This is a genomic window from Photobacterium carnosum, from assembly GCF_002849605.1.
Lineage (GTDB): Bacteria > Pseudomonadota > Gammaproteobacteria > Enterobacterales > Vibrionaceae > Photobacterium > Photobacterium carnosum.
In genome coordinates, this window is sequence record NZ_NPIB01000021.1 from 1 (window position 1) to 14,704 (window position 14,704).

Genomic DNA, 14,704 nt, shown 5'->3' on the forward strand with positions numbered 1-14,704 from the left:
GAAGTAAAAGGAACATTAGCCGAGCTGCACAACAACGAGCCATGAATATAGCCTTGATGAAAGAATCTGACACAGTGTGACATTTCTATCTGGGAGAGTTATGTGACATTACTAACTTGCACTAACATAAGATCATTCATACAAATCAGCCTTTACGTATAAGATTGGCAAGGTAGGGATTAACTTATCAATCGAACCTTGTTCCCAATACGCCCAGGTCATTACGTTCTCAGGTGTAGGCTTCTTCCCCCATAACCATTGCTCACCAGAGTAAACAAACCTTGCTTGTGTGTTAACGAAGAAACTTTTTAATAATGACCACAAGCAAACTATCTCAGGCTCACCACAATCATGCACAGCAAAACGAACAATAGGCGTTCCAACAACGAGCTTTCCATACACAGTGCAAACACTTGACGCATGACTATATTCAATCGGTAGCCCCTTAAAATAATCTTTAGCTTTTACCGATAGCTTTTTTACAATTCGTGGGTTAGCAGAATTAATCATTAGTCACTCGCTTAACTGACGCTGACCAGTCAAATGTCTTGGCACTTACTTTCTTTAATTGGCGATTCAAACTACGTGACTGCTTTTGCATTTTTAAGGCTTCTTTTACCTTTGCTTTCTTTAATATCGAACGACTACGAATTTTGATTAGTTGAGAAAATTTAATTCTAGCTGTAGGGCTCATTACGTTTCTCCTTTGTTCTTATTAGATGATGTAATGGTAATTCCAGTTGATAGGTAAAATGGTTTTAGTTAGTTAATGAGATATTGTTTATAGTTTTTGAAAACAACAAAAACGAAACCCACAAACTACAAGCGTGGGCATCATCTTTTAATTTATGCTGGTGGCCTAAATCGAAATATCTAAATCAGTTGATAGATACTCAATAAACTTAACTAATGTAGATGGACTGTAATTATACATAATCTCTTTACCTGAACCGCTCACAACCTCACAGATAGACCATAACTCCATGTATTGAACTTCCGTCATGTACTCAAGTGGAAACAACGATAGCGCATATTGTGAATACAGCTTTAGCATCATCTTGATGAACGTTGAATCATCATAGTCAGACATTAGACTTAATCTATGTGCCGCCTTGTTGTTCGTTAAGATTGCTGCACCTAATAAATATTGGCCAAGTGAAACGTCCGAGTTAACCATCTTCTGATTTGCATCAAACGTTTCTTGATCTTGAACCTTGATAAACTCACCAACGCATTTCAAATCACCCAAACCAATGCCATTTGATTTAGAACAATGCAAAGCCTCCGTAACACGATCACACACCACACTTACATCGCTTTCTAGCCAGTCATGCGTATGTACCTCAGCATCAATCTGGCAACGTACAACCTCACTATTTAAAAAACGTAAACTCAAATGAATTAATGCATAGTTGTATGAACCATCCTCACCAGTTAAACCCAATCCATCCAATAACTGATTTGATAATTGCTCATACCAAACAAGAAACTGATCACTTGGTAAGGTGAAGTTAATCGCACTAACCAATCGCTCAACCTTTCGTGCGTACTTGTTAATGATTAATGCATCTTTACTTTGTGTCTCAGAAAACATATTTACTACGGTCATACTCTCACCATTCTATATTTCTAATAATTCAATAAGGGGCTTGCGGATAGGGTAAGGGACACCAATAGCTACTAGCTCGTTCCAATCTTTATCTAACTCGCTGTGACTTAATGAACAACTTATACCTGTCTCTTTTGCTTTCTCGATTTCGTTTAACAATAAACAACCATAACTCTTTGATGCAATGTCATAACCTCTCAACACATAACCAAGCACGGTTAATGCAATGTCATACACAACCATTGAACCCAACTCACCAGTAGTATTAACACCACCAATAAACGACAACTCATTTCTTGTGACCATGTTCCTTATGATTGTTCGTGTCGTTTCTTCACATGATTGTGAGTTAAAATTGTTAGATACAAAATCATCTACTCGTAATGAACCACTTAATATAGGGCTAAGTAATACGTCATTTAGATTTGATGTTCGCAAAAACTTTAAGTAACTAAAACTACCTGACTTAACGTACTTTGGCTTAAACAAATCTGTGGCCACATAACTTTGTTTAGTACGGCTATAACTCACAGTTTCATCACTATTAATTAAATAACCCTTTATGACACTTTGTACTGTGCGCTTACTGAAACCAGTTCGTGACGAAATTAACTGAATTGATATTTCTTTTCCCCAAAGTAATGCCAGTTCAAAATGTGATCCTATGATTTCACTGTTACTCATTTCTTAAATACTTCGTTGCCTTTCATCCCCCAAGACTAACTGCACGACGAACTTCATCAAGCGTCACCTCTGGTAACTCATAAATAAAACAAAGAAATAAATTACTAGATTGATAACACCATAACAGAACAAGAACATTCAATAGCAGAACAGCGTTGTGGGCACGATGAAAACAAACAAGATCAAGAACAGAATAGTAAAAATGAATACGGTAAATTTTAAATAATTAAAACTGTAAACAACAATGGCCAATTACCACCAAGTAAACCAAGTGTCTTGTGATCCTTTTACCTATCTATTTTGTGCTGGTGGAATGTAGGTAAGGACAAAGTCCAATAATGCAAACAACATCATTATTAATTCGACACTAATAAAGTAATTGTACTGCTAACATCAGTAACTAGAGAAAGCACTGATCACAATCTATTCGACACCAGAGATAGGGTAGCACTCAATATTTAATCTTATATACCTTAAAGAATTAAAACGCTGGTTTGTGCATGTGGGAGTTGGAACAAAGAAACTTCAATCGAAATTTAGATCTTCATCATCTAATAAAACAAGATAGTTAATCTTGTATAAAACAAAATTAATTATTCAGATCATTTATCAGTAATTGTGCAAACCCTATTTTTACTCACTTTTGATGGATTTAGACCCAAATATCTAAAATCTACCCAAATATAGATCCTAAACATGATCCTTTATTAAAAATGACACTATTTTTAGTCGTAAATTACGCCTGTAAGACACCAATAAGCGGTTTTTGGGTGTTTGGTTTCCCGATGGTAGCTATATAGCACTTAAAGTGGCTTAGGGTCGCCCTGAGTGAGTTTTATGTAAGTGTATCTGTTCGTTTTTGTAGGGTTTGGGTATCACAGGTTAGCATTCCAACACAGAACAGCTTAATCAATGTGATCGTGCAAGTTGCAAGATCAATTATGTTTCGTTCACCAACCTTTGTAAATTACAACTCACAAAAACATACCAGTTGGTTAAATTTCACAAGAGCAAGAATACTTACTTTTAAATTCAATTTTTTCTCATACCGGTTACTAATTATTTTTTAACTCTCAGATTATTTTTGTTCAGCAACAACTAAAACAAGTTAAGCAAGAACAGCGTGGAATTATAACTTTTAAAATAACCAAAATAATTCATTGATACTCAAACAGGATTAACAACCCAACTTTGATCCTTGGCTGCCAATTTTTAGATCACCCAGATAACTTTACATTCGAGTTTTACGATCAGTCGCTTTTAATAAAATTGTTCAGTCGTTATCACTGTCAATACAGGCCAATTATTAAAAGTACCTCACTTACGTTCGTCACCAATGAAAACACTTACGATCAAAAAAGAGCCCTCAATCTAAATGGGCTAAATTTTAAATAGGTATATAAATGGTTAAATACGGCTTTCGCCAAAACTCCCTCAACAAACCAGTTTGGTCGGTCGTTTATTATTTATCTTAAATAAATAAATTTTAAATAGGGCAATTTGAAGCATATTTTTGCATTGAAAACGCGGCAAAAGCGGCATGGTAATTTCGTAAAGTGGCATGACTGGTTTCACATTTAGGCATGGTTTGATCGTAAAACGACATATATTTGTCGTAATTTGACACCAAAAAATCATAAAGAGGCATGAAATTTCGAGGTGTTTAAGATTGCTTTGATGTTGCTGATTACCTATTGGATAAATATTTTTCGTAATATTGAGTTTGTCTATTTTAAGCGATCTTCAATATTTCCTCATTAAAAGACAAAAGAAGCATTACTTGTTCATAACTTATTTCGCCTATAAAAACGATAATCGGCACATATTGGTTCTAAGGTTTATGCTTATCTTTGAAATAATTGAGCAGGGATATTCGCAACCATCAAAGATATTCGGTTGGTGATACTTGCGAACTACAAACTAAAACAAGACGGTTATGAAAGGTGATTACAGTGCACAACTTGTGTTAAATGGTATAAGTATGATCAGGGTTTATTGAAAACCACGTAGTGCGATTGTCGCTTTTATTGCTGATTTAGATTCAGCAATAAAATGTATTTCTTTGCTAAAGTTAGCATTGTGCATTGTTATTAGGACGGCTTTTTTACTGTTTTTTAGTGCATTTAAAAGAAAATAATTTGTGTCATTAAGGTTTTTTCGCGTAGGTATATGATCAATACGAATATTAATATGTTCATCATTAACCCCTCGATTTAATGAATCTCGCTTAAACTCACAAACACCAGTTACAAGGTCATTTACAAGATAATTGATCGCATCACTTTCTAGCATTGATAAGGTTTTGAATTTTGCTTTATCCTTGCAGCATGAAATTGCTTTTTCGTAAATATTCAAATTAACTCACTTATTATTATGGATTTTTAATAGTTTGTACGGTTACTTTTTATAGTTCCATTTACTCATTTTTCACAAAACCTCTCAACTTTCACTCTTGCTAATCAGAAAAACAAAGCTGAAATAATTGTTTAAAACATAAGAAGAAAAACAAAAAATGAACAATGTCCTGATGTGCTTGTTTGTAATAGAAATAAAATTATGTGCACTAGCAATAGCTATTGTTTGTGTAAAAAGACGAAAATATAAGAGATAAATGGTATTGGAAATGATGAAAGATACTAAAAGTAGGGGATAGTGATCTGGCTGTGAGTTTATCTTTAACGTTCGCCCTGGTGCTAACTCTTAGTCAAGATATAATCCACCAGCCATTCTCAAATTGAGCATGGCGATCAAAGAGCATTACAATCCTATATTGTTTCATTTGATTAGTTAGTAATTAGAACTAATGGTTAAGTTAGGTTTAACTGTAACAAAAAAGCCCTATCTTTAAATGAAAGGGCTTCATAGTGATTATGCGTTTAAGTCCGTTTTAAAATCGAAATCAGGCAAGCTAATGTATTCAATAATTGCAGACCAACAATTATCAAATCCATTACGTACTACAGCGTAAAATCCAGCATCATTATACAGTTCAATTTTATCTAACTGCATCGCGGTGGCCTTGTTACTCTCTGTTTTTACTTCTAGCTTCATTCCAAAGTATTTACCTTTTGCTACTTCAATATCTATATCCGGTGAGCCTGTTTTTTGCCCCTCAGCCAACATTTCCCAACCAACTGAATCATGCCTTAGACCACCATTAGGTACGGCTTTTGTTAGCTTATAAATATCAGGGTAGAAACGTTCTAACTCATAAAAAACACGAACTTGTATATAGTGTTCATAGTTGGCTTTTTTACCTTTTTTTTCTACTGTCTTTTTCCGTCCAGTCATTAAGATTGGATCTTTGGCTAATTGAGCTAGTGCTATAACATGTGGTGATTTTGCCTCATAGCCTTTAACGCAAATTGTAGTAGCCAGTTCATCATCATCTTTGATATAGGTAACTAACCAGTCGGGTAGATATAAGGTATTAATCCCTTGCTTTAATACAGCTAGATATTTTTCTGATGGTTTATCCGTTCTATCATTTCCAGTATGTCCACCAGCCCCCATACCAGCTTTTTCTTTGGCTTTTCTAATCCTTGCTACAGAAGTTGTGCTGTCACGACCTTGGAGTGAAGACAAATCAAACTCACGACCACTACCACTTTTTATCCCACGCTTTTTCATGTTCTGTTGCTTTTCTAGCAACTTATTTACTTCATCATTTGTTAGGCATAAACCAGCCATATATATAATTCCATGTATGATTTTTGTTGTAGCCTTGTATTGTTAAATAATAAAAAAATGATTCAAGTCGCGCCTATGTTGTAACAAAATAAAGTGGCCATTATATTTACGTAGTTTGCTGATACAAAAGAAGAAGTAAGCTATTGTTATGGTAATATTGATTCCTACAAAATTACTTCCTTATATGGTTTAATTAATGTCCCTACTTACAATACCTCTACCATTCTTTAGCTATTCGGATGGTAAGGAAGAATACAAATACCACGTTTCTCAGCAGGGTATTGATGTGAAATTATTCTTTGTTGAAACCAACCTTGAATACAACCGCTTCTTTGCTTGGGGAAGTACCCTTAAAAACAACAATAACAATGACGTTATCATAATAAGATTACTATCTCGTGATGATTACAGAGCTAGTTACAGTGCCAGATTTTATGTAAAAACAAAGAGCTTAAATAAGAATACTTTAGATATAAGTATAGCTCACCAGATGAAGCTATTGATCAAGCGCAATGAGTTACAGCCAATAGCTTTGTTATCGGATCAGGAACAAAGCGCGGCAAATGATATTGCCGTAATTAATGCTGATGAAACCATAAGAGAAACAGAAAAGAAGCGTTTAATATCAGCACGTATAGGGCAAGGTAAATATCGTTCTGACTTACTAATGGAATGGCAAGGCTGTGCTGTTACAGGCTGTACAGACGAGGCTTTACTTGTTGCTAGTCATATAAAGCCGTGGTCACGTTCAACTAACGAAGAACGTTTAGACCCTAATAACGGTTTACTATTGGTAGCAACGTTAGATAAGGCTTTTGATCGCTATCTTATTAGTTTTAATGATGATGGAACGATACTTATATCTAAGGCTTTTAAAGATTACGCCTTAGTCGGTATTACTTCTGATATAAAAATCAAAACCAAACAAGAACATGCAAAATACCTTGTAGATCACCGCCAGCAATTTGAGAATCTGCAAGCTATCTAGGCTGTAGCCGGTTAAGCACCGGCTATTTATTGCATTGTTTTTGCAAACAACAAAAACGATTAGTATTCAGGGCTCTCACTTGGCAATTCAAATTTTTCTGGTATACCAGAGTCGATTGTAACCATGCCTTTATCTTGAAACTCAGTATTCCAAAAGACTTCTACCTCCATTTCTTCAAACGTACTTAAAGCATCACCCCATGCACTACGCCATTCGTTGAAACATTCACCACGGAAGCTAGATTGCCACTTTTCAGTACGATCATCGTAGTACGCCTCCATTTCACCGACAGCATCACAGACAACTTCTTTAATGGACTCTTTCTTATCTTCAAACTGGCTTAATAATTCAGCCAGGTTATCTCCATTCTCGTTTGTGGTTTCCTGCAGTAAGGTTTTCAGCTTTTCATCTAGTAGCTCTACAAGCTCATGAATACTTTCACCGATTTTATTTAGTTCATTGTTGTTTTCATCAATTTGACTGTATTCATCTAGTTTGCGCATTTAGTTAATTCCTATTTATAGAGTTGGGTGATTGGTGGTTTTAACTAGATATATCGCAATAAATATCACTGAGCAAGAGAGGTGGAAAATGGTTTAAAAATGGGAAATTAACCCAGAAAACATGTTTTTGAGTTTTTATTTAACTTTGAGTCTCTATTTATCGTCCCGATAACTTTTTAACGATGCTTTTTTTCATAAATACCTGTGGTGTAGTGAATTTTAGGGGAAAAAAATTTATTTATTTATTTGGAATTAGTTAACTGACTGCTTGTTTTTTCATCAATACGTTAAAACAGATTCGCAATCTAGCATCTTTTTACATTTGCTAAGTACCCGTGTTTTTTGATTTAATTTATCAATGACTTACAATAATTCTGTCACATTCAAGAGTGTAGTAATATGACACTATCAAGTATGCTTACTTATGTCATAATCAAGGTTGAGCATAAATGGCATTTTCAATATTGTCTTAGGTTGTCCTGTTCAAGATGTATATGTGTGACACTTTCCTTATTCTTAACAGTTAATAAACAGCTATAAACAATCAGGAACAGCTATTGAACAGTTAAAAACAATTAGTTGTTGTTAGCTGTTGGTCTTATGAGATTTGATCGAGTAAGAGAGAAATACAAAGGGGATAACAACGTCTTGTTTGTTTTTCTTAAAGCGAACGTCGCTGTAATGTTTTGACTAAAATCTGTGTGATTCTTTGTCCAGATGGTTAATTTTTAAATTAAAAGTTTAGAAATAATCAAAAAGCTCTGAAAATTGTTGCTATCTCACAATTTTTTTTCTATGATCTTCTTAATCCCGAAAGGGCGTGTAGGCATCGAGTGGTGTCGGCAGCACGTAAAAACCGCTTCCAAGGCGAAACTTGGACATAAAAACCGCTTACCTTGACAGGCGGTTTTTTTGTGCCTGAAATTCAAAGAAAGAGTTAAAGATTCTGCTTAATGATCGGTATTTGATCTTTTATTCTTTACAAATCAAATTACTTTTGATTATGATGTACACCAATGCATGATATTACCAGCTACCAACTGTTCTTAATCCATGCATTGTTAATATCAATGTCAAGGAACTCTAAGAAATGTATATCCCACATAAGCTCTACCTAAATTACCCCATAGATCATTTAGTCATCTACATTAACGCTTACCCAAGCGATAATTTGGCTATTGATGGTGGTAATTTACATGATCACTTCTAGTTGCCTTTCAAACTATCAAGTAAATACCAGTAAACAACTGGCTACTACAGCTAAGTTTTTAAATGTTCATGGCAATGTTCAAAAAACTTTTACGGCCATTAGTTCATTTATTAATATGCACAAGGACGATGAATCATTCCTTAGCTGCACAGTTAAGGTTGATACGTTAGCGAAAAAGCGTGGTGTCAGTGTGCGTACAATTTTGAGACACACAAAGACTCTAGCAGAGAAAGGTATTATTGTTGTTATAACAAATAGCTCTCGCAATAACGCTGGCTTACCAGAGCGACTACCTAATTCATATCTTGTCATGCCTGATGTAATTGATTCTCTTATAGGGGATTACAAGGCGCGTGTGAAGATAGCTAAAGATAAAACGCTAAAACGAATAAAGGATATTCGCGATAAGGCGTTAGCTGTGATTGCTAAACGAAAAGAGAATGTCACTGTTAGCACCACTAGCGTATTTGATGATTATTCTGTTACGTTGTCACCAGAAATTGATAAGCAAGATAATGCACCAGTACCAGCAGAGGCCGAATTAAGCTTGGATGATGCTATCATTTCAATTCATAACGATTTTGCTAAGTATGCAATATACGAAAGTCGTGATCATGCCTTTTTAACACTCCCTAAATCTCATTTCATAGATAAAAATAATGGCATTGTTTATAACGTTCTAAATAAGAACGAGCGTAATATTGCTGGCTTCATCAAAGGCAGCGATGGATATTACTCGCTACTAGAAATGACATTACTATATTTTGGTAATGTCACCGATAAAGCAGTAGATGAAATCAGCCCATTAGCTCAATCAATGATCGATGAAGTTAAAACCCTTTTCTTAGCTAAATAGTTTTGCAATAAACAAAATCTATTTCTCTGTTTTAAATTTATTTAATGTAATTGCGTGGTACGGAATTACTTAATTTTATATTTAAACACAGAACGTAATAACTAACGCTGGAACAATTTATTATCTAACTTAAAGTATTCATATCGTTTTTAAATCTGGATTTTAATTATGGCCATGAATACTGCATTATTTATAGATGTTGAGAATGTTAAGCATCAACATGTAAGATTGCTGATTGCTCATTTATGTAAAAATGGGTGCGTTAGCGCACGGATAGCTATAGGTGCGCCAGAAAAGTTCATAGATAAAAGATGGAAAGAAACCGCAATCAATAATTCTCTGGATTGTCGTTGTGTTTTTAGTATGGTGAAAGGTAAAGATGCAAGCGATCATGTATTAAACGTTGTTGTTATGGACTTCATTAACGATCCTAGAAATAACAATGTTACTAACGTTTGTATTATGTCGTCTGATAGCGATTTTGCTGCAATAAGAAATAAGCTAATTCAAAGTGGTTTGACTGTAATCATTGCTGGCGACCCCAAGATTAGTTGTCGGACATTTGTTAGTAGTTCTGATAGCTTCGTAGATGTAACTAAGCTAGAAGCGATTAAGCCAAAGCAACCAGTTAAGCCAAAGCAACCAGTCAAGCCAAAGCAACCAGTCAAGCCAAAGCAACCAGTTAAGCCTAAGCAATCAGTCAAGCCTAAGCAACCCAAAGCACCTAAAGGGCTTCAAACGCACCTAGTTACTAAGGGTGAGGTTAACAGTATTTCAACTATAGATATTTGGCTTGAGCAGGTTAATAGCTTACCTCTTATAAGCCTTTTAAATTCAACCTTGGAGATAGAAATAAGTACACCATTAGATTGCGCTCTTGCACGTATTGTTCATCGAAGACTTACAACAGAACAGTACATGCAATTGTCTAAAAATCCCAATTATCATCTTTGTGTTGCCATTTACATAAATCAGCATTCACGGACTCTAAAAGTTACACCTTTGGGCAACGATAAATATCGCATAACTAAAACAAAATAATGTAAAACAGATAGTTATCTGTAATTACATGTAAAATGGTATTTATAAAGAATGAAACATGAAAGGCATTACATTGATGGTGATCAGTTATCACAAGAGATACTTCAACGCATTTTATCTCAAATAGGCGTAAAGGATAATGTTGCTATTACAATTGTGCATAATGGCACAATTGGTAGGCGTAGCGTGGCATTTTGTACTATGTGTAAAGCCACAGGGGTTGTATTGTTTGAAGCTCCCTTAATCAAAAATGGTACGGATTTTTATTTAATGGCGTTAATTGGTGGTGTTATAGCAAAAAAATATGATAGTGATATTTTCATTCACACAAATGACAAGGCATTAGCTAAAGCCGCAATAGATTATGGAGCAATGAATTTGTATATGGTTGCACAAGTTCTTATAAATAAAGATCAAAAATATTTAAGGAATGACAAGCCGAACTTTATCAGTTAACTGAAATTAGCCTGGCTTGCTTGTGGTCTTTGGATAATAAAAATGTCACTAACTATATTATTAGCTGACGTAATTTTGTAGTTACCAGTTAAAACCTATCGAATACTTCATATAAAAAAACAAATAAAACTTTTAAGGTAAAAACTGAGAATAGTGCTTCTAGATGCGCCATAATTTCGCTAAATATGGATTTACAGGCGTAAAAAAGCCCGTCTTTTGGACGGGCATGTATAATTTGATCAGATAGAATTAGATAGTCATAAATTAAGCCAACAATTTTCTATACCGCTTTTTCAATTGGGATGCGGTTGTAGCTATAGAGCGATTAGATCGCACAATCCGAATATATTTTTTGTCTTGGCAAACAGGGTATTCGACCCATCTTTAATAGTTTTATCGCCATTGGCGAATTTATAATGATACAGTTGACTATTGATATTAACAACTATATTTAAAATAAAAAACCGAACTAAGTTCGGTTTCTATGAGTAAATTAACGGCTATATTTTACTTACTTCGTATCTTCATTATTTGATTGTACCGGTTCTACATCTTCTGGACGATCTACAATACGAGGTGCGAACATTGTTGTTAAAGTACCATCAATGATGCCTTGATTTAAAACAAGGTGAGGTTGCAATTCTGCTGCTCGTTGAGCCACTTGATTGTTTTCCAGTACATCTTTGCGAGTGACACCAGTATGCTTCCATAGAAACGCTGAGTGATACATATTACGCAGTTCATGGGCAAGACCACCGTTTAGTTTAATTGACGCATCGCGTGGAATAATTGCGTGTTGACGGCAGAATAGATTTTCTAATACAAACTGATCTACCTCTTTCACTTTCCAGAAAATATGTCGTCCAAAATCAGTCTTCAAGAAAACATTAAAAACAGGTGCGTTTTCATCTTTAGTTAACTTAGCACCAACACCGCCAGTAAATTTCTCATTAACGGCAGTTTCTAAGACTTCACGACATTTCTTCATTAACGCTTCAAAACGATTAGAGGCTAAGTGCAAGTTATATAGTAATTGGTACGCATACGGATCATCGTTACGCGCAGCCATTACCACGTTAGCTAACACATCATCCATTTTAGTTAGACCAATTTGACCGCGCTTGAGGATTTTACCTTTTTCATCTTTAGTTGGCGCGACACCTTTATATAGACCAATAGCATTGTTGGAGTAAAACTGGATAGTAAGTTCACCTGTTTTATTCTTTACACGCGCATTACTGCCGCTTGCAACTGCTTTTTCTTCAAACAACGACATATCACCAAAAATAAGGCTAGCTGTTTGGTTAGATAGGGCATCGGTAGGTTGGTCTAAATTATCGTTCATTTAACAATCCTTAGTTGGGTAGTGAGGCATATAGCCTCACTGGTTTTAATTTTGATAGTTACAAAATTACTTTCTAATCTGTAACTTTAGAAATCTTCTAAATATGTTTTTTCTTCAAAATTATTATCACCCAACTTTTGTTTATCGCATGATTTAGTCTGTTTTTTACGTTGTTCACGTTTTGGTGAGAGATCTATATAAGTAGGTTCGTCATTTAACCAGTAGCGTTTTTGGCTAACAATCTTAAATGGAAACTGCTCGTTATATATAAACACAATGATTGGAGCTATACGTGCTTCATCTATAGCCCCTGTGCCAGTTATCATTAGTGATATACGAATCATTAAACGAACAAATTTCCGTGTACTGAATACGGAATTGTTAGCTTTTATTTGATTCAATAATTCTGTTGTTATTAACACCTCGGTATTATCTGACATACGAGTACGGTTAGATGTTTTACTAATCGCCTTACCAGTAAGTAAGCTCAAGTTTCTTGCACGAATAGAAAACAATTCCTCAATAGTGGTTTGTGCCATACCAAGGTCAAGGCTTTCATCTATCAATTCCCAATCAGTTATAGCTTCTGAAAGTATTTGAAGAAAAAGCTCAGTATTTTCTGACAAGAACCATGCACCACGGCTTGGTTTTATCTGACTAAAGCGATCTATAGCAATAAAAAAAGCGCGTTGATTCGATGAATCTAAAATTTGATCTGCTGAATCACTATTTATGCCGAACTCGTTTGTTTTCTCTTTTCTACGTTTATCTTGTAAGCTAACCAAGTATTCATTCATGACACTGGTGCTTAAAAGACTTTGTTGGCCTGATGATTGCGCATAACATGATTTTTTAGACATTGAAATTGCATTTAACCTCTAAATTAGTCAGTTAAATCAGATAAGTTAATGATATTTGTTACAAATTTAGTGCGATTTTCTTCATCTAATAGTGGATCTGCGTCTGGATTAGGAAGATCAATCGAAGCCTCTTTTAATTGAGCATAAGTTAAATCAAGGCTTTGCATTGTACGTACTAAATTAATCTCAAGATTAAACATTTCACTAAATTCCTTTGCGAGTCCAGCAGCGTTTGAACGATTAGCAACAACAAAACGTAGTGAGTTAAATATGTTTTGTGCAAATTGAATAGATGCCATTTTTCATACCTATAAATATTAATAAAATTCACGAAATGCTAATGCTAATTCGTCTTTTGTTCTCATTACGTTTCTTGCTGTCATGTACTCAAAAAGTGCTTTACGATCTGTTACGTCTTTCATTAACGTATCTGTCAGTGCTTTTAACTGCTCTTGCTTGAACATTCCAAGAAACTCACGTTTCAGTGCAATCAATACATCTGGTATGTTTGTATCAAGCGGTATGTTCTTATAAAGAGGGGAGCTAATTGCTAACTTCTTTATATAAATTAGTTCACGGTTATCAAGCAAAACCGCACTAATATCAATCAGTGAAAAATACAGCGTTTGCAAATTTACCAATAGCAACTGTTGTATATCTACAGACTGTTCTTTTATTGATTGCTCCCAAAGCGTTTCGGCCATGCTCGTTGTGAAATTCACATAAAAATGGCGAGGCATATCATCTGAATATACAACCATGTTTTCTAAAGCAGGGAATAGCCCTGTTATTACTTGTTGTAACTTTTCAACCTTATTTTTTTTCTCATTTTTTGATAATGAGCATTCACCACTAGCAATCCGAATGTAACCCTCTAAATCAGCAATGGTTACAAATGTCTGTTTGGATATTAGGTCTTTAACTTTCGTCTGAGCTTGTAAATCTAATTTTTGTAGCTTTATCTTAGCCTCAGACCCTCTCCTTAAACAGTTACAGTAAAGTTTCTGATCTGAAAATTGATATAGAAACCCAAGATTATAGTTATAGCGGTACGACTGATATTTCATGGTAAATTCTGGCAACCCAGACCTACGCATTAATTCGATAAAACCAGTATAACCAAATGAATTATTATTATTTTCAAACAGCTTAACTAATGCATAAATAGCACCAGCTAACCCTATCTTAGATTGCGATTCGCTTGTTGAGGTTAGTATTTTTATATCCTCGCATAATCGCGCCAACTCCGTTTTTGTATCGTTCATCATAACCTTGTTTTAATTTACGGTTAAACTGACATAACGAACAATACGTGAGTAGGATCAAAATTCAATATTGGGTTTATGCAAATCTGAATAAAACTTCATAATTCACGAAAAGAGGCTTATTAATAGGTGTTTTTTTAATCAGATGAGTGTTTTTTGACAGTTTTAATATGTTGCTAAGGCTGAGTTATAGCGGA

Annotated in this window: 15 protein-coding genes; 4 read left to right on the top strand and 11 right to left on the bottom strand. The window is 34.8% G+C overall.

The genetic code is table 11. From position 1 onward, the window contains the following. Positions 1-132: 132 nt before the first annotated feature. From CIK00_RS15225 to CIK00_RS15250, 6 genes are all read right to left on the bottom strand, one after another. Positions 133-510, bottom strand: a complete 378-nt coding sequence (locus tag CIK00_RS15225) for a hypothetical protein (protein WP_065208036.1) — start codon at positions 508-510, stop codon at positions 133-135. Then, positions 503-694, bottom strand: coding sequence for a hypothetical protein (locus CIK00_RS15230; protein WP_065189939.1), 192 nt, complete (start codon positions 692-694; stop codon positions 503-505). Before CIK00_RS15230 ends, CIK00_RS15225 begins: the two co-directional genes overlap by 8 nt. 165 nt (positions 695-859) lie before the next feature. After that, the gene (locus tag CIK00_RS15235) at positions 860-1,609 is read right to left on the bottom strand and encodes a hypothetical protein (protein ID WP_065208035.1); all 750 of its coding nucleotides are present in this window, start codon (positions 1,607-1,609) and stop codon (positions 860-862) included. A 12-nt stretch (positions 1,610-1,621) separates the two neighbouring features. Beyond that, positions 1,622-2,293, bottom strand: coding sequence for a hypothetical protein (locus CIK00_RS15240; protein ID WP_065208034.1), 672 nt, complete (start codon positions 2,291-2,293; stop codon positions 1,622-1,624). Positions 2,294-4,285: 1,992 nt separating this feature from the next. Further along, a complete protein-coding gene (locus CIK00_RS15245; RefSeq protein ID WP_144043174.1) occupies positions 4,286-4,648 on the bottom strand; it encodes a hypothetical protein in 363 nt (120 codons plus the stop codon). Positions 4,649-5,161: 513 nt separating this feature from the next. Beyond that, positions 5,162-5,983 carry a PDDEXK family nuclease gene (locus CIK00_RS15250; protein ID WP_065208032.1) on the bottom strand — a complete coding sequence of 274 codons (822 nt, stop codon included), beginning with the start codon at positions 5,981-5,983 and terminating at the stop codon, positions 5,162-5,164. A gap of 196 nt (positions 5,984-6,179) precedes the next feature. Between CIK00_RS15250 and CIK00_RS15255 the strand changes: the two genes are divergently transcribed. Beyond that, entirely contained in the window at positions 6,180-6,971 is a 792-nt protein-coding gene (locus CIK00_RS15255) for an HNH endonuclease (protein WP_065208031.1), read from the top strand. 59 nt (positions 6,972-7,030) lie between these two features. On the opposite strand, the gene CIK00_RS15260 is transcribed toward CIK00_RS15255, so the two are convergent. Further along, positions 7,031-7,474 (bottom strand): hypothetical protein, encoded by a 444-nt coding sequence (locus tag CIK00_RS15260; RefSeq protein ID WP_065208030.1) that lies wholly within the window; start codon positions 7,472-7,474, stop codon positions 7,031-7,033. A 1,196-nt stretch (positions 7,475-8,670) separates the two neighbouring features. On the opposite strand from CIK00_RS15260, the gene CIK00_RS15265 reads away from it, so the two are divergent. The 3 genes from CIK00_RS15265 to CIK00_RS15275 all read left to right on the top strand — a co-directional run bounded on the left by CIK00_RS15265 (position 8,671) and on the right by CIK00_RS15275 (position 11,037). Next, positions 8,671-9,540, top strand: coding sequence for a helix-turn-helix domain-containing protein (locus tag CIK00_RS15265; RefSeq protein WP_065208029.1), 870 nt, complete (start codon positions 8,671-8,673; stop codon positions 9,538-9,540). A gap of 168 nt (positions 9,541-9,708) precedes the next feature. Further along, positions 9,709-10,581, top strand: a complete 873-nt coding sequence (locus CIK00_RS15270) for an NYN domain-containing protein (RefSeq protein ID WP_065208028.1) — start codon at positions 9,709-9,711, stop codon at positions 10,579-10,581. A gap of 51 nt (positions 10,582-10,632) precedes the next feature. Next, positions 10,633-11,037, top strand: coding sequence for a hypothetical protein (locus CIK00_RS15275; protein WP_065208027.1), 405 nt, complete (start codon positions 10,633-10,635; stop codon positions 11,035-11,037). Between the two features lie 511 nt (positions 11,038-11,548). Here the strand turns inward: CIK00_RS15275 and CIK00_RS15280 are convergent. From CIK00_RS15280 to CIK00_RS15295, 4 genes are all read right to left on the bottom strand, one after another. After that, positions 11,549-12,382: an AcaB family transcriptional regulator gene (locus CIK00_RS15280; protein ID WP_065208026.1), complete on the bottom strand. Its 834-nt coding sequence runs from the start codon at positions 12,380-12,382 to the stop codon at positions 11,549-11,551. A gap of 86 nt (positions 12,383-12,468) precedes the next feature. Beyond that, the gene (locus tag CIK00_RS15285; RefSeq protein ID WP_065208025.1) at positions 12,469-13,242 is read right to left on the bottom strand and encodes a hypothetical protein; all 774 of its coding nucleotides are present in this window, start codon (positions 13,240-13,242) and stop codon (positions 12,469-12,471) included. 23 nt (positions 13,243-13,265) lie between these two features. Beyond that, a complete protein-coding gene (locus CIK00_RS15290) occupies positions 13,266-13,541 on the bottom strand; it encodes a hypothetical protein (protein ID WP_065190158.1) in 276 nt (91 codons plus the stop codon). Positions 13,542-13,559: 18 nt separating this feature from the next. Continuing rightward, positions 13,560-14,507, bottom strand: coding sequence for a hypothetical protein (locus CIK00_RS15295; protein ID WP_065190159.1), 948 nt, complete (start codon positions 14,505-14,507; stop codon positions 13,560-13,562). Between the last annotated feature and the right edge of the window lie 197 nt (positions 14,508-14,704).

What these genes read in the sequence shown, in the direction of transcription:
- CIK00_RS15225 (WP_065208036.1), bottom strand. Translation starts at nt 510, where the DNA reads ATGATTAATTCTGCTAACCCACGAATTGTAAAAAAGCTATCGGTAAAA.
- CIK00_RS15230 (WP_065189939.1), bottom strand. Translation starts at nt 694, where the DNA reads ATGAGCCCTACAGCTAGAATTAAATTTTCTCAACTAATCAAAATTCGT.
- CIK00_RS15235 (WP_065208035.1), bottom strand. Translation starts at nt 1,609, where the DNA reads ATGACCGTAGTAAATATGTTTTCTGAGACACAAAGTAAAGATGCATTA.
- CIK00_RS15240 (WP_065208034.1), bottom strand. Translation starts at nt 2,293, where the DNA reads ATGAGTAACAGTGAAATCATAGGATCACATTTTGAACTGGCATTACTT.
- CIK00_RS15250 (WP_065208032.1), bottom strand. Translation starts at nt 5,983, where the DNA reads ATGGCTGGTTTATGCCTAACAAATGATGAAGTAAATAAGTTGCTAGAA.
- CIK00_RS15255 (WP_065208031.1), top strand. Translation starts at nt 6,180, where the DNA reads ATGTCCCTACTTACAATACCTCTACCATTCTTTAGCTATTCGGATGGT.
- CIK00_RS15260 (WP_065208030.1), bottom strand. Translation starts at nt 7,474, where the DNA reads ATGCGCAAACTAGATGAATACAGTCAAATTGATGAAAACAACAATGAA.
- CIK00_RS15265 (WP_065208029.1), top strand. Translation starts at nt 8,671, where the DNA reads ATGATCACTTCTAGTTGCCTTTCAAACTATCAAGTAAATACCAGTAAA.
- CIK00_RS15270 (WP_065208028.1), top strand. Translation starts at nt 9,709, where the DNA reads ATGGCCATGAATACTGCATTATTTATAGATGTTGAGAATGTTAAGCAT.
- CIK00_RS15275 (WP_065208027.1), top strand. Translation starts at nt 10,633, where the DNA reads ATGAAACATGAAAGGCATTACATTGATGGTGATCAGTTATCACAAGAG.
- CIK00_RS15280 (WP_065208026.1), bottom strand. Translation starts at nt 12,382, where the DNA reads ATGAACGATAATTTAGACCAACCTACCGATGCCCTATCTAACCAAACA.
- CIK00_RS15285 (WP_065208025.1), bottom strand. Translation starts at nt 13,242, where the DNA reads ATGTCTAAAAAATCATGTTATGCGCAATCATCAGGCCAACAAAGTCTT.
- CIK00_RS15290 (WP_065190158.1), bottom strand. Translation starts at nt 13,541, where the DNA reads ATGGCATCTATTCAATTTGCACAAAACATATTTAACTCACTACGTTTT.
- CIK00_RS15295 (WP_065190159.1), bottom strand. Translation starts at nt 14,507, where the DNA reads ATGAACGATACAAAAACGGAGTTGGCGCGATTATGCGAGGATATAAAA.